Below are 20,399 nucleotides of genomic sequence, written 5' to 3' on the forward strand. Positions count from 1 at the left end.
GGGGACGACCGTGCGCCGCCGAGCCAGCCTCGTCCTGCTCGCCCTCGCCGTCTTCTGCGCCGCGATGGCCCCGACCCTGCGCTGGTACGCCTTCCCCCGCCTGGCGAAGATCCCGGCGAACCAGTACCAGGACACCGTTCTGGAGGCGCAGCCCGCGACCCTCCTCAACTACTCCACCCTCAAGGCCGAGAAGGTCGACAAGATCACGATCATCCAGACCCTCAAGGGCAACGTGGAGGAGTCACGGCGCATCGAACGCGACGCCGGGCGCGACGTCGTCGTCTGGGACGCCCTCGCCTACGTCACCGGGCCCGACGGCAAGATGGTCTCCCAGGTCCCGGAGCGGTACATCTTCGACGCCCACACCCAGGACCCCGTCCACGCCACCGGCGAATCCGTCGACGGCGACCCGGTCCGCCGCGAGGGCATCGAGTTCAAGTTCCCCTTCCTCACCGAGAAGCGCGACTACCAGTACTTCGACGCCCAGACCCGCACCGCGGCCCCCATCCACTACAAGGGCACCCGCACCTTCCGCGGCATGGAGGTCTACTACTTCGAGCAGACCATCCCCTGGACCAAGGTCCCCATGCCCAAGACCATGCCGGTCAAGGGCATCACCCCGAAGATCCTCGCCGACTCGGGCCTCACCCGCTGGTACACGACCAAGCGCATGTTCTGGATCGAGCCCGTCACCGGAGCCCCCGTCAACGGCGAGGAGATCCACAAGGAGGAGCTCCGCAACGCCAGGAAGCTGATGGGGCAGGACACCCTCACCGTCTTCGCGGGCCACGTGAAGATGCGCGAGGACTACCTGGAGAGCGTCGGCGAGCTCGTCTCCTCCAACCGCCTCATGGTCCTCATGCTCGTCTCCTACATCCCGTGGAGCCTCACCCTCCTGGCCCTCGTCCTCCTCGCCCTCGCCCTCTGGCTGGAGGCCCGCTCGCGGCGCCCCGAGCCGGAGCCCCCGGCCGCCCCCGCCCCGGCCCCGGTCAGCGCTCCCCTCTGAGACGGGCACTGGTGTGCCGGGTCGGCACCGCCGCGGACGGATCCTCCGGCCACGGGTGCTTCGGATACCGCCCCCGCAGCTCCGCCCGCACCGCGCGGTAGCCGTCCCGCCAGAACGACGCCAGGTCGGCCGTGACCGCCGCCGGCCGGCCGGCGGGGGAGAGGAGGTGGACGAGCACCGGGACCCCCGCCACCCGGGGTGTCTCCGCCAGACCGAACATCTCCTGGAGCTTCACCGCGAGCACCGGCCGCTCACCCCCGTACTCGACCCGTATCCGCGAACCGCTCGGCACCTCGATCCGCTCCGGCGCCAGCTCGTCGAGGCGCACCGCCTCGCCCGAAGCCCACGGCAACAGCCGCCGCAGCGCCTCCCCGGCGTCGATCCGCCCCAGATCGGCCCGGCGCGACGCCCGGGACAGCTCGGGCTCCAGCCACTCCCCGGCCCGGTCCACCAGCGCCTCCTCCGACACGTCCGGCCAGGGCTCTCCCAGCTCCCGGTGGAGGAAGGCGAGCCGCTCGCGCAGCTCCCCGGCCTCCCGGCGCCACCGCAGCAGCCCGAGCCCCTCGCGCCGCAGACCGTCGAGGAGCGCCTCCCGCACGAGAGCGGGCTCGGCCCCGGAACCCAGGGGCCGGACCGTCAGCTCGACAGCGCCCAGCCGATCCACGGACCGGGCGACCACGTCCCCGTCCTCCCAGTGGACCTCCTCGCCGGTGCTCCGCAGATGCCCGGCCGCCCGGCACGCCGTGGACTCGTCCACCACGGCCGCGAGCCGCACCCGCGCCGTCGCGTCCCTGGCGGTGCGGTCCGCCACCGCCACGGCGAGCCACGGGCTGGACCGCAGCCGGGACCCCTCGGCGAGCCGGGCCCCGCTCCCCGACGCCATCAGATAGCCCCCCTGCTCCCGCGCCCGGGCCACCCGCTCCGGAAACGCCAACGCCGTCACAAGCCCGGCCACGGCGTCGTCATCGCCCCCGGCCCCGGACCCCGCGCCCGACTCGGACCCGGGCCCCGACCCGGACCCCGACCCGGACACGTACCCCGACACGGACCCGGACCCCGCCCCAGCCCTGTCCCCGGCGCCCCCGCCCACCGCCTCGACCGCCGACCGCTCCAGGCGGCGTACCTCCGCCCGCCAGCGCGCGCCGTACCCGTCGGTGCCCCGGCGGGCCGTGCGCCAGGCCGCCACCAGGTCGTCCCCGTACTCGCGCGGCGGCTCCTCGCCGATCAGCGCCACCACCTCCGCGGCCCGCCGGACCCCGACCTCGGGCGCGCCGTCCAGGAGCGCGCGCCCCAGCCGGGGGTGCAGCCCGAGCCGGGACATCCGTACACCCCGCTCCGTGGCCCGGCCGTCCCCGTCGACGGCCCCGATCGACCCGAGGACCGCGCGGGCCGCCGCCATCGCCCCGGCCGGCGGCGGGTCGAGCAGCGCGAGCCCCTCCGCCGTCGGGTCGCCCCAGCAGGCGGCCCGCAGGGCGAAGTCCGCCAGGTCGGCGACCTTGATCTCCGGCGACGGGAAGCGCGGCCTGCCGCCGTCGCTCGCCTCCGCCCAGCAGCGGTAGACGAAGCCGAAGGCCTCACGGCCCGCCCGGCCGAGCCGCTGGGTCGCCGTCGCCTCGGACACCGTCACCGTCGCCAGCGAGCCCAGCCCCCGGGCGTGGTCCATGCGCGGTTCCCTGGCGAGACCCGAGTCCACGACGATCCGCACGCCCGGCACCGTCAGGCTGGACTCCGCCACCGACGTGGCGAGCACCACCCTGCGCCGCCCGCCCGGCTCCGCACCGCGCAGCACCGTGTCCTGTACCGCCGCCGGGGCGCGGCCGTGCAGCTGGAGCACCTCCGCATCGACCCCGTCGAGCAGGCCGGCCGTCCGTGCGATCTCCCCCGTACCGGGCAGGAAACAGAGGACGTCCCCCTCGTGGCGCTCCATAGCGAGCCGCACCGTCGCCGCCACGTGACGCAGCAGCGCCGGATCCACCCAGGTGCCGTGCGCGGGCCGGATGCCCGCCGGCGGCTCCGCGAAGAGGACCCGGCAGCCGTGGCCCTCCCCCTTGCTCCACACCACCGGCGCGGGCCCGCTCCCGTCCAGGACCGTGAGGAGATCCGCCCAGGCCGCCGCGTCGCTGGTCGCCGACGCGGCGATCAGCTTCAGCTCCGGCCGCAGCGTCGCCCGCACGTCCACCAGAAAGGCCATGGCCGTGTCGGCGTCGAGATGCCGCTCGTGGCACTCGTCGAGCAGCACCACGTCCACGCCCGCCAGCTCCGGATCGCGCTGGAGCCGCTGCAGCAGGATGCCCGTGGTCACCACCTCGACCCGGGTCGCGGGGCCGCTCCGCCGCTCGCCGCGGACCGAGAAGCCGACCGCGCCGCCGACCTCCTCGCCGAGCAGCCAGGCCATCCGCCGGGCCGCCGCCCGCACCGCCATCCTCCGCGGCTCGGCCACCAGCACCCGGCGCTCCGGTCCGTCCCCTATGAGCCCCGCGAGAGCCAGCGGCACCAGCGTGGTCTTGCCGGTGCCGGGAGGAGCGGACAGCACCGCCGTGCCGCGCTCCGCGAGCGCGGCGAGCAGCTCGGGGACGGCATGGCGGACGGGGAGACGGTCGAGTGCGTCGTTTCGGATCACGCACTCAGTCTCGTACGCGCGAAGAAAATGGAGGGCCCCGTTGTCCACAGGGCCCTCCATTAATAGGACTGATCAGCCGTCGTCTACGAGGACCGGCTAGTCGTCCCGCTCGCAGACGAAGATCGCCGTCCCCGGGATCAGGTTCCCCCGCAGCGGGGACCAGCCGCCCCACTCCTGGCTGTTCCAGGCCGGCCACTCCGGCTCGACCAGGTCCACGAGCCGGAAGCCGCCGGCCACCACGTCCCGCACCCGGTCCCCGATGGTCCGGTGGTGCTCCACGTACACCGCCCGGCCCCGCTCGTCCTGCTCGACGTACGGCGTGCGGTCGAAGTAGGAGGCGGCGACCGAGAGGCCCTCGGGGCCCGGCTCGTCCGGGAACGCCCAGCGGATCGGGTGCGTCACCGAGAACACCCAGCGGCCGCCCGGCCGCAGCACCCGGCGCACCTCGCGGAAGACCCGCACCGGGTCCGCGACGAACGGCACCGCGCCGTACGCCGAGCACGCCAGGTCGAAGGAGCCGTCCCGGAAGGGCAGCGCCCCCGCGTCCGCCTCCACCAGCGGCACCTCCCCGCCGATCCGCAGCGCGTGCTGGAGCTGCCGGTGGGAGAGGTCGAGGGCCACCGGCCGCGCGCCCTGGGCGGCCAGCCACCGCGAGCACTGTGCCGCGCCCGCGCCGATCTCCAGGACGTCGAGGCCCTTCAGGGAGCCGGCCGGGCCGAGGAGCCCGGCCTCGGCCTCGTCGAGCCCCTCGGGGCCCCAGACGAACCGGTCGTCGCCCAGGAAGGAGCCGTGATCGCTCTGGTACTCGTCGGCGTTCCGGTCCCACCAGCCCCGGCTCGCCCGGCTGCTCTCCGCGTCCCCCGCGTCACGCCGGGTCGCCTCGGCCTCGTCGGCGTCCCCGTCGACCCCGTCTTCGTGTCCGTACTCTTGGTTCATCTCGCCCGCCGATGTAGTTTGCGCTCAGTGCCGCCGCGCGGCGACCCCCGCCATGACGGCGCAAGGGCCATGAGTCGCGCCGGAATTGAGCAGATCTGCCCCGGGTGCGCGCTTCGCGCATTGACCCTGTCCGGCTGCCCCCGTATGCTAAAGGTTGCGCTGCGGGCCTGCGCGCCTCAGACGGAGCAGGCCGCGCTCGTACCTTTTGTATGTCCCCTCGGTTCTCGAGGTTCCCTCCCGTTCGCGGAAGGGTGCTTCATTGGCTGTCCGGCTTCTTGGTGCGATACGGGCTCTCGGCGTAGCAGTACCTACGACTTTCTGTCCGTAACCGGAGCCCTTTCCCACATGACGAGCAGCACCGAGACCACCGCCACCACCCCGCAGGTTGCGGTCAACGACATCGGTAACGAGGAAGCCTTCCTCGCCGCGATCGACGAGACGATCAAGTACTTCAACGACGGCGACATCGTCGACGGCGTCATCGTGAAGGTCGACCGGGACGAGGTCCTGCTCGACATCGGTTACAAGACCGAAGGTGTCATCCCGAGCCGCGAGCTCTCGATCAAGCACGACGTCGACCCGAACGAGGTCGTCAAGGTCGGCGACGAGATCGAGGCCCTGGTTCTCCAGAAGGAGGACAAGGAAGGCCGCCTGATCCTCTCGAAGAAGCGTGCCCAGTACGAGCGCGCCTGGGGCACCATCGAGAAGATCAAGGAAGAGGACGGCATCGTCACCGGTACCGTCATCGAGGTCGTCAAGGGTGGTCTCATCCTCGACATCGGCCTCCGTGGCTTCCTGCCGGCCTCCCTCGTCGAGATGCGTCGTGTCCGCGACCTCCAGCCCTACGTGGGCAAGGAGCTCGAGGCCAAGATCATCGAGCTGGACAAGAACCGCAACAACGTGGTCCTGTCCCGCCGCGCCTGGCTCGAGCAGACCCAGTCCGAGGTTCGCCAGACCTTCCTCACGACCCTCCAGAAGGGTCAGGTCCGCTCCGGCGTCGTGTCCTCGATCGTCAACTTCGGTGCCTTCGTGGACCTGGGTGGCGTCGACGGCCTCGTGCACGTCTCCGAGCTGTCCTGGAAGCACATCGACCACCCGTCCGAGGTTGTCGAGGTCGGCCAGGAGGTCACCGTCGAGGTTCTCGACGTCGACATGGACCGCGAGCGTGTCTCCCTGTCGCTGAAGGCGACGCAGGAGGACCCGTGGCAGCAGTTCGCCCGGACCCACCAGATCGGCCAGGTCGTCCCGGGTAAGGTCACCAAGCTGGTTCCGTTCGGTGCGTTCGTCCGCGTGGACGAGGGCATCGAGGGTCTGGTCCACATCTCCGAGCTGGCCGAGCGCCACGTGGAGATCCCGGAGCAGGTCGTCCAGGTCAACGACGAGATCTTCGTCAAGGTCATCGACATCGACCTCGAGCGTCGTCGCATCAGCCTCTCGCTGAAGCAGGCCAACGAGTCCTTCGGTGCCGACCCGGCCTCGGTCGAGTTCGACCCGACCCTGTACGGCATGGCCGCGTCCTACGACGACCAGGGCAACTACATCTACCCCGAGGGCTTCGACCCCGAGACCAACGACTGGCTCGAGGGCTACGAGGCTCAGCGCGAGGCCTGGGAGACCCAGTACGCCGAGGCGCAGGCTCGCTTCGAGCAGCACCAGGCTCAGGTCATCAAGTCCCGCGAGGCCGACGAGGCCGCCGCTGCCGAGGGTGCTGCCGCCCCGGCCGCCGGCAACGCCGGTGCGGGCATCTCGGGTGGTTCGTACTCCTCGGAGTCGGACGACACCTCCGGCGCCCTGGCGTCGGACGAGGCGCTCGCCGCCCTCCGCGAGAAGCTCGCCGGCGGCCAGAGCTGAACAGGCTCTCCGCTGAGCGCTAGCCGCTAGCGAAACCGAGGCCCGTTCCCCTTCGGGGGAGCGGGCCTCGGTCGTTTGCCGCGGTCCCCGCACTCCTCCGCCGGAAGATCGCGCGAGCCGGGAATGGCCGTGCCGCGCACGGCGTTTCCAGAGAGAACACGAGGAGGAGCGGTAATCGTGCTTGATCCCCAGGATTTGTACGAATGGGACCCGAAGGGCGTGGCCGTCGTCGACCTGGCCCTGGCGCAGGAGTCGGCCGGGCTGGTCATGCTGTACCACTTCGACGGCTACATCGACGCGGGCGAGACCGGCGAGCAGATCGTCGACGGCCTGCTCGACACCCTCCCGCACCAGCTGGTGGCCCGCTTCGACCACGACCGGCTCGTGGACTACCGCGCCCGCCGCCCGCTGCTCACCTTCCGGCGCGACCGCTGGACCGCGTACGAGACGCCGTCCATCGAGGTCCGCCTCGTGCAGGACGCCACCGGCGCGCCCTTCCTCCTGCTCTCCGGCCCCGAGCCGGACGTGGAGTGGGAGCGGTTCGCCGTCGCCGTCCGGCAGATCGTCGAGCGCCTCGGCGTGCGCCTCTCCGTCAACTTCCACGGCATCCCCATGGGCGTTCCGCACACCCGCCCCGTCGGCCTCACCCCGCACGGCAGCCGCACCGACCTCATGCCCGGCCACCGCAGCCCCTTCGACGAGGCGCAGGTCCCCGGCAGCGCCGAGTCCCTCATCGAGTACCGGCTCACCGAAGCCGGCCACGACACCCTCGGCGTCGCCGCCCACGTCCCGCACTACGTGGCGCGATCCCCGTACCCGGACGCGGCCCTGACCGCCCTGGAGGCCGTCACCGCCGCCACCGGCCTCGTCCTCCCGGGTGTCGCCCACTCCCTGCGGACCGAGGCCCGTCGCACCCAGACCGAGATCGACCGCCAGATCGGCGAGGGCGACGAGGAGCTGGTCGCGCTCGTGCAGGGCCTGGAGCACCAGTACGACGCGGCGGCCGGCGCCGAGACGCGCGGCAGCCTGGTCGCCGAGCCGGTCGACCTGCCGTCGGCCGACGAGCTGGGCCGTGAGTTCGAGCGCTTCCTCGCGGAGCGGGAGGGCGACGCCTAGCCCCTCCGGGGCAGGCCCTAAGCTGCCGCTCATGCTGAAGGTGGGCCTGACCGGCGGGATCGGCGCCGGCAAGAGCGAAGTGTCACGGCTGCTCGTCTCGTACGGAGCCGTGCTGATCGACGCGGACCGGATCGCGCGCGAGGTCGTCGAGCCGGGGACCCCGGGGTTCGCGGCCGTCGTGGCGGCCTTCGGGGACGGCGTCCTCACCGCGGAGGGGACGCTCGACCGGCCGAAGCTCGGCTCCATCGTGTTCTCCGACGCCGACCGGCTCGCCACCCTCAACGCCATCGTCCACCCCCTGGTCGGGGCCCGGTCGGCGGAGCTGGAGAGCCGTGCGGGCGCCGGGGACGTCGTCGTCCACGACGTACCCCTGCTCACCGAGAACGGGCTCGCGCCGCTGTACGACCTGGTCGTGGTCGTGGACGCGTCCCCCGAGACCCAGCTCGACCGGCTCGTACGGCTCCGGGGCATGGCCGAGGCCGAGGCCGGGGCCCGGATGGCCGCCCAGGCCACGCGCGCGCAGCGGCTGGCCGTCGCCGACCTCGTGATCGACAACGACGGACCGCTCGACGCGCTGGAGCCCCAGGTGCGGAAGGTCTGGGAGGAGCTGGAGCGCCGCGCGGCGGCCGGCGACAGGCCCTAGGGGCCGTCCGACGCAGGAATGCGGCCGCCGGGTCCGGTGTTCAACCTCGGGTCGAGGGGAAGGATGCCATCGTGGCCGACAGCAACCCGGAAACGCACGTCATCGACTTCCGCGCCGCCGAGCACCTCCTGGCCGCGCGGGACCCTCGCGGGGCCGTGAAGCTGCTGGACTCGGTGATCGCCGCCCACCCCGAGAACACGGCCGCGCGTCTGCTGCGCGCCCGGGCGTTCTTCGCCGCCGCACAGCTCCGCCCGGCACAGCTGGAGTTCGAGCTGGTCCTGGAGCGCGAGCCGGACAACGCCTTCGCCCACTTCGCGCTGGCCCGCACCTTCGAGCGCTCCGGGCAGACCGCCCAGGCCATGCGGCACTTCCGCCTCGCGGCCGCGCTGGACCCGAAGCCGGAGTACCTCCTGGCGGCGGGCTTCGACACCCGGAACTGAGCGGGCGGAAACGGGCGGGTCCGAGCGGCGGGGGCGTCAGTGCCGTGTGCCGCCGTGATCGGGTTCGTACGGCGGGATGCCCCGGCCCGGCTGCCAGTGCGGGCCCTGGTGGATGTGGTGCAGCACCACCGCCAGGTCGACCGTGACCACCAGGAACAGCACTCCGCAGGCCGCCGCCCAGCCGGGGCGCTCCACCAGGGAGAACACGGTCGTGCCGAAGGCCGCCCAGAGCAGCCCCCACATGCTCAGCCAGAACCGCAGGCGCAGCGCGCTGCGCGCGTTCACAGGCTCGTTCCCCGTACGCATGGCGGTCACATCTCCCCTCGGCACCCCGAGGTCACTTCCAGCATGTACCCGGGGTGGGGGAAACGGAACGCCCGCCGAAGGGCGCTTCCCGTCTAGTGGACGACGCTGTAGCTGCGCCAGGGCAGGGTGTCCGGGGCGATCCAGTTCGCGGTGTTGGTGGCCACGTAGATCGAGTTCCCGCCCTTACAGTCGCGGGTCCGGTACATCACGATGTCGGTCAGGGAGTTGTTCCGGACCTTGGTCACGCCCGAGGGCGCCAGGCGGTGGCAGCCGTTCACCGAGGGGCTGGTCACGGTCACGACGAGCTCACGCTGCGTCTCGTACTCGATCGTGCCCACGGTGGTGCGGCCGAGGCCCGAGCAGCCGGCGGCGGCGAGAGTGAGCAGCACGGCCCCGGTGGCGGTCGTGAGACGCCGGCGAACGGACATGGCGGAATCCTCTTCTGTCGTGTCGTTTCAGGCCACCATCCCGCCCGCGGCGACCGCTGTCATCCGCTGTTGGGCCGCCCGGGGGAACCCGTCCGACGCACGTTGTCAGACCCCACCCGTAAGGTCGGAGGTCCAGTCGGGAAACGACACACAGCGGGAGGAGAGCGGAGCCGTGGCACACACCTGGACGACCAGCGCCGCCGTCTTCCTGCCGGCCGCCCTGCCCCGCGACGGCCGGGTCGCCTTCTGGGCCCCCGACGGCCGCCCGCTGCCGGACCCGGCGGCGAGCGGGGCCGAGCGGGCCGAGCTGACCGTGGCCCGGCGGCACGGCAGCGGCGCCCGCGGCCGCTCCGTGCCCGCCGTGATCCTGCCGGTCGAGGCCGCCCTGCCGCATCTCGTCGCGGCCCGCCACCATCCGGCCGCGCACCCCGCCACCGCCGGCTGGGGCGCCGCCGCCCTGCACGCCCTGCACCTCGCCTCGCGCGGGCGGCTCCTGCCGGGGCTGACCGCGGACGATCTCGACGCCTGGCGGGCCGGACCCCTGGACGCCGAGGACATCGCCCATCTGCGGGCCGTCGCCGCCGCCCTGCCGTACGAGGGATACGCGGTGCCGGTGCCGGGGCGCGGTCCGCTGCGGCTGCCCGAGCCCGAGGGCCTCGTGCGGGCCTTCCTCGACGCGGTCGCCGACGTGCTGCCCCGCACGCCCGCCGCCGCCCACGCGGTCGGCGCGCCGTTCGCCGCGCGTGCCCCGCAGCACCTGCCCCGCGCGCGTGCCTGGGCCGCCGAGGCGGCGGCCGGGATGGACGCGGGGGTGCGGGTCTCGCTCCGCCTGGACCTGTCGCCGTACGAGCTCTTCGACACCGCCGATGCCGCCGACACCCCCGGCACCGCCGACGGGGAGCGGCACGCCGCCGCCGCGCTCCTCCAGATCCACAGCCTCGCCGACCCCACCCTCGTCATCGACGCGGCGGACCTGTGGGCGGGGGACGGCGAGCACTTCGGGCCCCGCGCCCGGATCGACGCCGTCCTCGCCCTGCGCCGGGCCGCCCGCGTCTGGCCCCCGCTCTCCCGGCTCCTGGAGCGGGACGTGCCCGACGTCCTCGCCGTCACCGAGGACGAGCTGTACGAACTCCTCGGCCCGGCCGCCGCCCGGCTCGCCGACGCCGGGGTCGCCCTCCACTGGCCGCGCGAGCTCGCCCGCTCCCTCAGCGCCTCCGCCGTCGTCCGCCCCGCCCACGCCGCGCCCGGCTCCGCCACCGACGGCACCTCCTTCTTCGACAGCGAGGAGCTCCTGCGGTTCAACTGGCAGCTGGCGCTCGACGGAGATCCGCTCACCGAGCGCGAGATGGACCTCCTGGCCGAGGCCCACCGGCCCGTCGTCCGCCTCCGCGACCAGTGGGTCGTCGTCGACCCCGCCCTCGTCCGCAAGGCACGCAAGCGCGAGCTCGGCCTGCTCGAACCGGTCGACGCCCTCGCCGCCGCGCTCACCGGCACCGCCGAGGTGGACGGCGAGTCCGTCCCCGCCGTCCCCGTCGGGGCCCTCGCCGCGCTCCGCGACCGGCTCCTCGCCGGCCCCGAGGACGTGCAGGCACCAGCCGGTCTCACCGCCACCCTGCGCGACTACCAGCTCCGCGGCCTCGCATGGCTGGACCTGATGACCTCGCTCGGACTCGGCGGCTGCCTCGCCGACGACATGGGCCTCGGCAAGACCGTCACCCTCATCGCCCTCCACCTGCGCCGCGCCCGCCGCGCCCCCACCCTCGTCGTCTGCCCGGCCTCCCTCCTCGGCAACTGGCAGCGGGAGGTGCGGAAGTTCGCCCCCGACGTGCCCGTCCGGCGCTTCCACGGCACGGACCGGGACCTCGACGGCACCGAGGGCGGCTTCGTCCTCACCACCTACGGCACCCTGCGCACCAGCGCCGCCCGCCTCGCCGAGCGGGAGTGGGGGATGGTCGTCGCCGACGAGGCCCAGCACGTCAAGAACCCGTTCTCCGCGACCGCCAAGGCGCTCCGCGAGATCCCCGCACCCGCCAGGGTCGCCCTCACCGGCACCCCCGTCGAGAACAACCTCTCCGAGCTGTGGGCGCTCCTCGACTGGACCACCCCCGGCCTCCTCGGCCCGCTCAAGGCGTTCCGCTCCCGGCACGCCCGGGCCGTGGAGAACCACGAGGAGATCGAGCACCAGGAGGCCGTCGAGCGGCTCGCCCGGCTGGTGCGGCCCTTCCTGCTGCGCCGCCGCAAGTCCGACCCCGGCATCGTCCCCGAACTGCCGCCGAAGACGGAGTCCGACCATCCCGTCGCCCTCACGCGGGAGCAGGCCTCGCTCTACGAGGCGGTCGTCCGCGAGACCATGACGCGGATCGAGGGCGCCGAGGGCATGGCCCGCCGGGGTCTCGTCATGAGCCTGCTGACCTCCCTCAAGCAGATCTGCAACCACCCCGCGCAGTACCTCAAGGAGGAGGCGCCGCGCGGCAGCGGCACCGGGCGGCTCGCCGGCCGCTCCGGAAAGCTCGCCCTGCTCGACGAGCTCCTCGACACGATCCTCGCGGAGGACGGGTCCGTGCTCGTCTTCACCCAGTACGTGTCGATGGCGCGGCTCCTCGCCGACCACCTGGCCGCGCGCGGCATCCCGGCCCAGCTCCTGCACGGCGGCACGCCCGTGGCCGAGCGGGAGCGGATGGTCGACCGCTTCCAGGCCGGCGAGGTGCCCGTGTTCCTGCTCTCCCTGAAGGCCGCCGGCACCGGTCTCAACCTCACCCGGGCCGGCCACGTCGTCCACTACGACCGCTGGTGGAACCCGGCCGTCGAGGAGCAGGCGACCGACCGGGCCTACCGCATCGGGCAGACCCAGCCGGTGCAGGTCCACCGGCTCATCGCCGAGGGGACCGTCGAGGACCGCATCGCCGAGATGCTCCGCGCCAAACGGGCCCTGGCCGACGCCGTCCTCGGCTCCGGCGAGGCCGCCCTCACCGAACTCACCGACCGGGAGCTCGCCGACCTGGTGTCCCTGAGGAGGCCCTCGTGAACCACGCCAGGAGCGCGCGGGGCGCACGGGGTGCCGCCCTCCGTCACGACGACCGCCGCCGCAGCTTCCCGCAGCTCGCGCCCCGCTCGGCCCCCGACGGCCGGTTCGCCGCCACCTGGTGGGGGAACGCCTGGGTCACGGCCCTGGAGAACACCGCCCTCGACCCGGCCCGGCTCGCGCGCGGCAAGGCCTATGCGGGGCGCGGCCACGTCGACGCGATCACCGTCACCCCCGGCCGGGTCGTCGCCTATGTGCACGGCACCCGGCCCCGCCCGTACCGCACCGAGATCAGGATGCGGACCCTCGGCGACGACGGCTGGGAGCGGTTCCTCGACGAGGCCGCCGCACGCCCCGACCACATCGCCGCCCTCCTCGACAAGGACGTCCCGCACGCCCTGGAGGCGGTCACCGGACTGCTGCCCGCGCCGGGCGACCTGGTCCCCGACTGCTCCTGCCCGGACGACGGTTACCCCTGCAAGCACGCCGCCGCCCTCTGCTACCAGGCCGCCCGTCTCCTCGACGAGGACCCGTTCGTCCTCTTCCTGATGCGCGGCCGCGGGGAGCAGGAGCTCCTCGCCGAACTCACCCGTCGGAACGCCGCCCGGGGCGCCGCCGAGGCGGGCGCCGCCGCCCCGCCGATGCCCACGGTCCCCGCCCGGATCGCGCTCGACGCGGCCACCGGGCCCGGGTTGCCGCCGCTGCCGCCCGAGCTGCCCGTCCCGGACCGGCCCGGCCGCCCGGCCGTCTTCCCGCCGGACCCGGACGCCCCCGATCCGCTCGCGCTCGACCTCCTCGCCACCGAGGCCGCGGCCCGGGCGCACGCCTTCCTCGCCACCGGCCACGACCCGGTCGCCGCGCTCACCCCCTGGCAGGACGCGGTCCGGCTGGCCGCCGCGCACCCCGGTTCCGGACTGACCGCCTCGTCACGCGCGCTCTACCGCGACCTGGCGTACGCCCTCGACCGCACCCCCACGGACCTCGCCCGCGCCGTCGCCGCCTGGCGGCAGGGCGGTGCGGCGGGCCTCGCCGTCCTCGAAGAGCCCTGGGACCCGCCGGCCGGCCCGTTCGACCGGGCCAGACCCGCGCTGCTCGCGGCCGACTTCCCGGCGTTCCGCCCCTGGCGCAACCGGCTCTCCGGGGAGTCCCTCCAGCTCCGGCTCGGCCGGGACGGTCTCTGGTACGGGTACGAGTCGGACGCCGGCCGCGAGGACTGGTGGCCGCGCGGCGCCCCCGACCCGGACCCGGTCGGCGCCCTCACCGATCTCCTGGGGCGCTGACGGCCGTAGACGGGTGTTGACCCGACACTCGAACGGAGTCCCACTCGATGGAGTGAAACCCGTCAACGGCCGGATCCGGTGCACACGTTTGTCGCGTTGATTCCGGTACGGGCACTTGCCCGTGCATACCTCCGGAAGGCAGGAAGCCATGAGGCAGATTCGCCGAAGTGGTCTGGCCACACTGTTGGTCACGGGCGGAGCGCTCGCCCTCTCGGCGGGCGCCGCGCACGCCGACGCCGGCGCCGAGGGCGCCGCGGTCGGTTCGCCGGGAGTCGGTTCCGGCAACACGATCCAGCTGCCGGTGCACGCGCCGGTCAACGCCTGCGGCAACACCGTCAGCGTCGTCGGGCTGCTCAACCCGGCCTTCGGCAACAGCTGTGCCAACCGCTCCGCCGAGCGCGAGGCCGGGGGGTACGGGGACGAGAGCGGCGGCGGCACCTACAAGGACCAGCCCGCCACCCCGCGCGGCGGCGAGCAGGCCGGCGGCTCCCACGGGGGCGGCTCCCACGGCGGCGGCTCCCACGGGGGCGGCTCCTCCAACGGCGGCGGGTCCACCGCCGAGACCCACGCCGCGGGATCCCCGGGCGTGCTCTCCGGGAACGGCCTCCAGCTGCCCGTCGACCTCCCCGCGAACGTCAGCGGGAACTCGGTCAACGTGGTCGGCATCCTCAACCCGGTCTTCGGCAACACCTCGGTGAACGGCCCGGCCAAGCCCGAGCAGCCGATCGAGACGCCGACGCCGCGCCCGCAGACCCCCGTGCGCAACGTGCCGGTGCCGCGCTCCGAGAGCGTGCCCCCGGCCGCCCCGGCCCCCGCGCCGCAGGGTGAGACGAGCACCGCCTCGCTGGCCGCCACGGGTTCGGACGCCATGGGCTTCGCCGCTCCCGCGAGCGCCGCGCTGCTCCTCGGCGGCGCCCTGCTGTACCGCCGCGCACGCCGGGCCGCCGACCAGGCCTGAGGGTCCGCCCCGCGCGGTCCGGCCGACGCGGGCTGACGCCCGAGCCGTCAGCCCCGTCCCCGGCCGCCCGCGGTCCCGACGTCCTGGCGCCAGGTCCGGAGCACCGCCTCGATGGCGGGCGCGATCCTCGTCCGGGCCTGGTGCCGGGGAACCCCCTGCATCAGCAGGGAGTCGTACGGCGTGTCCACGTGCCGTACGGAGGCCCGTACCGCGGCGGTGACCGCGCCGCGGTCGAGCGAGCGGCCCGCGGCCGTGCGCCCCACCCGTCCGCTGCCCTTGGCCGAGGCGTGGACGGCGATCTCCGTGGCCCGGTCGGCCGGGCAGGACGGGAAGAGCCGCAGGATCTCCGCCCGGAGGACCTGGGTGATCTCGGCGTCGAGGGCGGCGCGCCGGGCCGCGTCCCGGGCCCGCCGCGCGGCCCGTGCGTCCGCGTCCGCCAGGCAGGCCCGTTCCGCCTCGGCGAGGGCGGCCTCCTCGACGAGCAGGCCCTGGCGCTCGTACCGGGTGCGGCGCCGGTTGTGCCGTACGACCACGGCCCAGAGGGTGCTGGCCTCCCGGGCGCGGCGGGTGAGCGCCGTGTCGCCGCGGCGCAGGAAGACCAGATGGCCGAGATCGGCGCAGTCCAGGCAGACCGGCGCGTTGAACTCGACGATCATCCGTTCCAGCGGCCCCTGGTGGCACTCGGAGCAGCGGCGGCGCCTGAGCGGTTCGACGACGACGGGCGCGACGAGGTCCACGGCCGGCCCCCGGTCAGCGGACGCCGGGTGCGGCGGCGGCGATGAACACGGCGAGCGCCTCCTTCGCCTGCTGGGAGCGGCGGGCGCGGTCCGCCTCGTCGACCGCCTCGTGCATGCAGTGGGAATCCACGAAGGCCGCCTCGGCGAGCCGCCGGACCTCGGGGTCCTCGCACACCAACTGGACGCGGAAGAGGGCCTGCCGGGCGGCGGTGCGCTGCCGGTAGGAGGCGTGCCGGGACTCCTCCGCCTCCTCCGAGCCGGGCTGTCGGTGCGCCCGGAACCAGCGGTCGTTCTGGCTGTGCCGGTAGTCGACGACGGCGCCAGCGAAGGCGCTGTAGGTCGCGATCCGTTCCTGCCGGAGCTGTTCGGTGCGGGCGAGGGCGGCCGTGCGCTCGGTGGCCCGCCCCTGGAACCAGTGGGTGAAGACGACGCCCAACAGGGTTCCCGCCACCGCTATCAGCGCCGCATCCATGACCGGCCCGCCCTCCCGTTTCTCCTCGGCCGTCAGAGGCCCTCTGGGGCCCTCAGAGGCCTTCAGAGGCCTTCAGAGGCCTTCAGACCCGTAGATCATGACAGCAGAGGGGGTCGCACGTCACTGCCGGTAGCCGCTCAGGAAGCGCCCGATGCGGCTGATGGCGGCATCGAGGTCGTCGGCGTACGGCAGGGTCAGGATGCGGAAGTGGTCCGGGCGCGGCCAGTTGAACCCGGTGCCCTGCACGACCTGGATCTTCTCCCGCAGCAGCAGGTCGAGGACGAACTTCTCGTCGTCGTGGATCTTGTGCACGGTGGGGTCGAGGCGCGGGAAGGCGTACAGGGCGCCCTTCGGCTTCACGCAGGAGACGCCCGGGATCTCGTTGAGCTTCTCCCAGGCCCGGTCGCGCTGTTCGCGCAGCCTGCCGCCCGGGGCGGTGAGCTCGTGGATCGACTGCCGGCCGCCGAGCGCGGCCTGGATGGCGTACTGGGCGGGGGCGTTGGGGCAGAGCCGCATGGAGGCCAGCATGGTGAGGCCCTCCAGGTAGTTCCTCGCGTGCTGCCTGGGGCCGGTGACGACCAGCCAGCCGGAGCGGAAGCCCGCGACCCGGTACGTCTTGGAGAGCCCGCCGAAGGTGAGGACGACCAGGTCGGGGGCGAGGGAGGCGGCCGGGTGGTGGACGACCTCGTCGTAGACGATCTGGTCGTAGATCTCGTCGGCGAAGACCATCAGGCCGTGGCGCCGGGCGAGTTCGAAGATGCCCTCCAGGACCTCCTTCGGGTAGACGGCGCCCGTGGGGTTGTTCGGGTTGATGACGACGATGGCCTTGGTGCGGTCGGTGATCTTCGACGCCATGTCGTCGAGGTCCGGGTACCAGTCGGCGGACTCGTCGCACAGGTAGTGCACGGGCCTGCCGCCCGCGAGCGTGACCACGGCTGTCCACAGCGGGTAGTCCGGGGCGGGTACGAGGACCTCGTCGCCGTCCTCCAGGAGGGCCTGGACGGCCATCGAGATCAGTTCGGACACGCCGTTGCCGAGGAAGATGTCGTCGACGTCCACGTCCGGCAGGCCCATGGACTGGTAGCGCTGGGCGACCGCGCGCCGGGCGGAGAGGATCCCGCGCGAGTCGGTGTAGCCATGGGCCTTGGGGAGCATCCGGATCATGTCCTGGACGATCTCCTCGGGGGCCTCGAAGCCGAAGAGCGCCGGGTTGCCGGTGTTGAGGCGCAGGACGCTGTGGCCCGCCTCCTCCAGGGCGTTGGCGTGCTCGATCACCGGGCCGCGGATCTCGTAGCAGACCTCGTTCAGCTTGCTCGACTGCCGGAACTCCATGTCCGACCTCCCCAGGTCCCCGGAATCAGTGTTGCTTGGTTTTACCAAGTTCGAGCTTGGAAAGTCCAACAACATCACTAGACTGCGTCGCATGCCACGTCAGCCACGCCGCCGCAGCTACGACCAGCACTGCGCCGCCGCGCGCGCCCTCGACCTCGTCGGCGACCGCTGGACCCTGCTCGTCGTCCGCGAACTCCTCGCCGGGCCGCGCCGCTACACCGACCTCCACGCCGATCTGCCCGGCGTCAGCACCGACATGCTCGCCGGCCGCCTCAAGGACATGGAGGGCGCCGAGCTCGTCACCCGCCGCCGGCTGCCCCCGCCCGTCTCGGCGTACGTGTACGAACTCACCCCGCGCGGACGTGACCTGCTGCCCGTCCTGCGCACCCTCGCCGCCTGGGGCGCGCCCGACCTCGGCGAGCCCCGGCCCACCGACGCGGTCCGCGCCCACTGGTACGCGATCCCGCTCCTCGGCGCGCTGACGGAGCTCGGCGCGGGGGTCGTCCAAGTGACCCTCGACGAGGGTGAGTTCCATGTACGGCTCGGGGCGGACGGAGACGCGGCCTACGGGGACGGGACGGTGGACGCCCCCGACGCACGGCTGCGGACCGACGCGGCGACCTGCCGGGCCCTCGCGGCGGGAGAGCTGACGCTGGGCGAGGCGGTCGATTCGGGCCGCGCCGTGCTGGAACGCCCCGCGGCGGCCGTCGCGTCGGCCTGAGCTCGGGACCGCGCCTGAGTTCAGGACCGGCCCGGCGCACGAGCTCGGGACTGCGCCTGAGTCCAGGACTGCGCCTGAGTTCAGGACTGCGCCTGAGTTCAGGACCGCGCCTGAGCTCGGGACCGCGCCCGTGCTCAGGACTGCGCCGCCAGGGCCTTCGCCAGGCGGTCGCGGGCCGCCGTCTGGGCCGCGATGCGGGCGTCGATCACGGCGAGCCGCTCGCGGGCGATCTCCAGGGCCCGGGCGGACGGCGGAGCCGCCGAGATGTCCCCGTCCAGACAGGTGCGGAACGCCGACACGTCGTCCAGGGTGAACCCGGCCTCCAGCAGGTACCGGATGTTCGCCACCCGCGCGACGGCGATCTCCTCGTACTCCCGGTAGCCATTGGCCGCGCGGCCCGAGGTGATCAGCCCCGCCTGCTCGTAGTGCCGCAGCGCGCGGGCCGACACCCCGGTCCGCCGGGCCAGTTCACCGATGCGCAAGGACGCCACCTCCTCGCGCAGTCGTATCACGAGACCAGCGCGCCCCCGTCGACGGGCAGGACCGTGCCGGTCAGGAAGGCGGCGTCCGGGGCGGCGAGCGCGGTGATCGCCCAGGCGACCTCCTCGGGCCTGCCGACCCGGCCCAGCGGGGTGTGCGCGAGCTGCCAGGCCCGCACCGCCTTCCGCTGCTCGGGGGAGAGGCCCATGTGGTCCGCGATCGGGGTCTCGATCGCACCGGGCGCGACCGCCACGACCCGGACGCCGGCCGGCGCGAGCTCCACCGCCCAGCAGCGGGTCAGGGTCTCCAGGGCGCTCTTGGTCGCCGGATAGAAGGAGTTGGCGGGCCAGCCGCGCTGACCGATCGTCGTCGTCACGTTCACCACGACGCCCCGGGACTCCCGGAGCGCGGGGACGGCCGCCTGGGTGAGCAGGACCGGGGCGACGAGGTTCGTCTCCAGCAGCGGGGCCATCACGGAACGGTCGAGGGTGCCGAGCGGGCCGCCGGCGGAGATCCCCGCGTTGTTGACGAGCACGTCGAGCCGGCCGTGGGCCGCCAGCGTGGCGCGGACGATCTCCTCGGCCGCGCCCTCCGCCGTGATGTCGGCGGCGAACGGGCGGATGCCCGGGTGCCCCTCGGCGGTCTCCCGCAGCGGCTCCGCCCGGCGGCCGACGGCGACGACCGTCGCCCCCTGCCCGGCGAACGAGCGCGCGGTGGCCCGGCCGATGCCGGTGCCCGCGCCGGTGACGACGACGACCCTGGTGGGTGTGGTGGTGTCCATGGATCCGATGGTCGAACCCTGACGCCAGTGACAAGGTCAAGCCCGGCTCACCGCTGGGGGCAGAGGAACTCCAGCCGGTTGCCGTGGCAGTCGGCGACATAGAAGCGCCGGTGGCCCGGGAAGTTGTCGTCCCACGTCACCTCGACGCCCAGGCCGGTCAGCCGCTCCGCCAGGCCGTCGATGTCGGCGACCAGGATGCCCGGGTGCCCCTTGCGGGACGGCCGGAAGTCCTCCTCGACGCCCAGGTGGATCTCCAGCGCGTCCGAGCGCACCCACAGACCGCCGCGCGCCGCGAGCACCGGCGGCTTCCGGATCTCGGTCATGCCGAGGACGTCCACGTAGAACCGGCGGCACGCCTCCTCCTCGCCCGGTGGCAGGGAGAGCTGCACATGGTGCAGCCCGAGGCCGAAGGGCGTCCTCGCCTCCGCGGTCTCGTAGGGCAGTGCTTCCTGACGCCGGCTCATCGGGAACGAGTCCTCTCCTCCGTGGGTGCCGTGCGGTCGCGCGGCCAGGTCACCGTACGGCCGAAGATGTCGGCCGGTACACGTCAGGGGTGTGCGCGGCAGGCAGGATGGGCGTCATGCGATACGAGGCGATCACCTGGGACCGGCTGGCGGAGACGCTCGCCGGCCACCTCGACGCGTCCCCCGCCGCGGCGGGCGACGACTGGCTCAAGGTGGGCATCGACGGCCCGCCCCCCGCGCCCGGGGGCGAACTCGCCGGGCTCCTCGCCGAGGCGCTGCGCACACGCGGGCGGGCGGTCCAGGTCGTGAGCACCGGCGGCTTCCTGCGGCCCGCTTCCCTCCGGTACGAGTACGGGAAGCAGGACCCCGACGCGTACTACAGCGGGTGGACCGACACCGGGGCCCTGTGGCGGGAGGTCTTCGGGCCGCTGGACCCCGGCGGCACCGGGCGCGTGCTGCCCGACCTGTGGGACCCGGTCACGGACCGCGCGACCCGCAGCCCCTACGTCACGCTGCCGCCGCGCGGGGTGCTCGTGCTGTACGGGACCTTCCTGCTCGGCCACTGGTTCCCCTTCGACCTCACCGTCCATCTGCGCCTCTCGCCCGGCGCCCTCGCCCGGCGCACGGAGGAGTCCTGGACCCTGCCCGCCTTCGCCCGGTACGAGATGGAGGTCGGCCCCACCGATGCGGCGGACGCCGTCGTGCGCGCCGACGACCCGCGCCACCCGGCCTGGACGGGGCTGCGGACCTAGCGGGTGTCCGGGAAGTCCCGCGCGGCACCCACGGCGGGGGTGTCCGGGAAGTCC

At 73.8% G+C, this 20,399-nt stretch carries 20 protein-coding genes; 10 read left to right on the forward strand and 10 right to left on the reverse strand.

The annotated features are described in order from the left end of the window. Positions 1 to 10 precede the first annotated feature (10 nt). Positions 11 to 1,006, forward strand: coding sequence for a DUF3068 domain-containing protein (locus tag ACF07V_RS10955; RefSeq protein WP_392153135.1), 996 nt, complete (start codon positions 11 to 13; stop codon positions 1,004 to 1,006). On the opposite strand, the gene ACF07V_RS10960 is transcribed toward ACF07V_RS10955, so the two are convergent. Both ACF07V_RS10960 and ACF07V_RS10965 read right to left on the reverse strand, forming a co-directional pair. After that, positions 990 to 3,626, reverse strand: coding sequence for an ATP-dependent RNA helicase (locus tag ACF07V_RS10960; RefSeq protein WP_392153136.1), 2,637 nt, complete (start codon positions 3,624 to 3,626; stop codon positions 990 to 992). The two genes, ACF07V_RS10955 and ACF07V_RS10960, sit on opposite strands and share 17 nt — an antisense overlap. Positions 3,627 to 3,722: 96 nt before the next feature. Continuing rightward, positions 3,723 to 4,562 carry a class I SAM-dependent methyltransferase gene (locus ACF07V_RS10965; RefSeq protein ID WP_392153137.1) on the reverse strand — a complete coding sequence of 280 codons (840 nt, stop codon included), beginning with the start codon at positions 4,560 to 4,562 and terminating at the stop codon, positions 3,723 to 3,725. Positions 4,563 to 4,907: 345 nt separating this feature from the next. Between ACF07V_RS10965 and rpsA the strand changes: the two genes are divergently transcribed. From rpsA to ACF07V_RS10985, 4 genes are all read left to right on the forward strand, one after another. Continuing rightward, positions 4,908 to 6,413: a 30S ribosomal protein S1 gene (gene rpsA, locus ACF07V_RS10970; protein WP_392153139.1), complete on the forward strand. Its 1,506-nt coding sequence runs from the start codon at positions 4,908 to 4,910 to the stop codon at positions 6,411 to 6,413. A 177-nt stretch (positions 6,414 to 6,590) separates the two neighbouring features. Further along, a complete protein-coding gene (locus ACF07V_RS10975; protein ID WP_392153140.1) occupies positions 6,591 to 7,529 on the forward strand; it encodes a PAC2 family protein in 939 nt (312 codons plus the stop codon). A gap of 31 nt (positions 7,530 to 7,560) precedes the next feature. Next, a complete protein-coding gene (gene coaE, locus ACF07V_RS10980) occupies positions 7,561 to 8,172 on the forward strand; it encodes a dephospho-CoA kinase (protein ID WP_392153142.1) in 612 nt (203 codons plus the stop codon). Positions 8,173 to 8,243: 71 nt separating this feature from the next. Further along, positions 8,244 to 8,612, forward strand: a complete 369-nt coding sequence (locus ACF07V_RS10985) for a tetratricopeptide repeat protein (protein WP_392153144.1) — start codon at positions 8,244 to 8,246, stop codon at positions 8,610 to 8,612. Positions 8,613 to 8,648: 36 nt separating this feature from the next. Here ACF07V_RS10985 and ACF07V_RS10990 read toward each other — a convergent pair whose 3' ends face one another. Beyond that, positions 8,649 to 8,918 (reverse strand): DUF6343 family protein, encoded by a 270-nt coding sequence (locus ACF07V_RS10990; RefSeq protein ID WP_392153146.1) that lies wholly within the window; start codon positions 8,916 to 8,918, stop codon positions 8,649 to 8,651. Positions 8,919 to 9,010: 92 nt separating this feature from the next. Further along, positions 9,011 to 9,346: a hypothetical protein gene (locus ACF07V_RS10995; RefSeq protein WP_392153148.1), complete on the reverse strand. Its 336-nt coding sequence runs from the start codon at positions 9,344 to 9,346 to the stop codon at positions 9,011 to 9,013. A 172-nt stretch (positions 9,347 to 9,518) separates the two neighbouring features. On the opposite strand from ACF07V_RS10995, the gene ACF07V_RS11000 reads away from it, so the two are divergent. The 3 genes from ACF07V_RS11000 (at position 9,519) to ACF07V_RS11010 (ending at position 14,606) form a co-directional block, all read left to right on the forward strand. Then, positions 9,519 to 12,371, forward strand: a complete 2,853-nt coding sequence (locus ACF07V_RS11000) for a DEAD/DEAH box helicase (protein WP_392153150.1) — start codon at positions 9,519 to 9,521, stop codon at positions 12,369 to 12,371. Further along, positions 12,368 to 13,648, forward strand: a complete 1,281-nt coding sequence (locus tag ACF07V_RS11005; protein ID WP_392153151.1) for an SWIM zinc finger family protein — start codon at positions 12,368 to 12,370, stop codon at positions 13,646 to 13,648. The genes ACF07V_RS11000 and ACF07V_RS11005 overlap by 4 nt, the downstream gene beginning before the upstream one ends. A gap of 148 nt (positions 13,649 to 13,796) precedes the next feature. Next, entirely contained in the window at positions 13,797 to 14,606 is an 810-nt protein-coding gene (locus tag ACF07V_RS11010) for a chaplin (RefSeq protein WP_392153153.1), read from the forward strand. Between the two features lie 47 nt (positions 14,607 to 14,653). Here the strand turns inward: ACF07V_RS11010 and ACF07V_RS11015 are convergent, their stop codons facing one another. The 3 genes from ACF07V_RS11015 to ACF07V_RS11025 form a co-directional block, all read right to left on the reverse strand. Then, the gene (locus ACF07V_RS11015) at positions 14,654 to 15,343 is read right to left on the reverse strand and encodes a DUF2293 domain-containing protein (protein ID WP_392153154.1); all 690 of its coding nucleotides are present in this window, start codon (positions 15,341 to 15,343) and stop codon (positions 14,654 to 14,656) included. 13 nt (positions 15,344 to 15,356) lie between these two features. Beyond that, positions 15,357 to 15,815 (reverse strand): hypothetical protein, encoded by a 459-nt coding sequence (locus ACF07V_RS11020; protein WP_392153156.1) that lies wholly within the window; start codon positions 15,813 to 15,815, stop codon positions 15,357 to 15,359. Between the two features lie 120 nt (positions 15,816 to 15,935). Then, positions 15,936 to 17,147, reverse strand: a complete 1,212-nt coding sequence (locus ACF07V_RS11025; protein WP_392153157.1) for a pyridoxal phosphate-dependent aminotransferase — start codon at positions 17,145 to 17,147, stop codon at positions 15,936 to 15,938. A gap of 91 nt (positions 17,148 to 17,238) precedes the next feature. Between ACF07V_RS11025 and ACF07V_RS11030 the strand changes: the two genes are divergently transcribed. Then, a complete protein-coding gene (locus tag ACF07V_RS11030) occupies positions 17,239 to 17,868 on the forward strand; it encodes a winged helix-turn-helix transcriptional regulator (protein ID WP_392153158.1) in 630 nt (209 codons plus the stop codon). A gap of 134 nt (positions 17,869 to 18,002) precedes the next feature. Here the strand turns inward: ACF07V_RS11030 and ACF07V_RS11035 are convergent, their stop codons facing one another. Genes ACF07V_RS11035 through ACF07V_RS11045 form a run of 3 tightly spaced genes read right to left on the reverse strand, consistent with a single transcriptional unit; the run spans position 18,003 to position 19,593 of the window. After that, on the reverse strand, positions 18,003 to 18,350 hold the full coding sequence (locus ACF07V_RS11035) for a MerR family transcriptional regulator (protein ID WP_392153160.1): 348 nt from the start codon (positions 18,348 to 18,350) through the stop codon (positions 18,003 to 18,005). A gap of 26 nt (positions 18,351 to 18,376) precedes the next feature. Then, positions 18,377 to 19,129: an SDR family NAD(P)-dependent oxidoreductase gene (locus tag ACF07V_RS11040; RefSeq protein WP_392153162.1), complete on the reverse strand. Its 753-nt coding sequence runs from the start codon at positions 19,127 to 19,129 to the stop codon at positions 18,377 to 18,379. A 47-nt stretch (positions 19,130 to 19,176) separates the two neighbouring features. Next, on the reverse strand, positions 19,177 to 19,593 hold the full coding sequence (locus ACF07V_RS11045) for a VOC family protein (protein ID WP_392153164.1): 417 nt from the start codon (positions 19,591 to 19,593) through the stop codon (positions 19,177 to 19,179). A gap of 116 nt (positions 19,594 to 19,709) precedes the next feature. On the opposite strand from ACF07V_RS11045, the gene ACF07V_RS11050 reads away from it, so the two are divergent. After that, positions 19,710 to 20,345, forward strand: a complete 636-nt coding sequence (locus ACF07V_RS11050) for a uridine kinase (protein ID WP_392153165.1) — start codon at positions 19,710 to 19,712, stop codon at positions 20,343 to 20,345. The last annotated feature ends 54 nt before the right edge of the window (positions 20,346 to 20,399 follow it).

Source organism: Streptomyces sp. NPDC015661 (assembly GCF_043077765.1).
Lineage (GTDB): Bacteria > Actinomycetota > Actinomycetes > Streptomycetales > Streptomycetaceae > Streptomyces.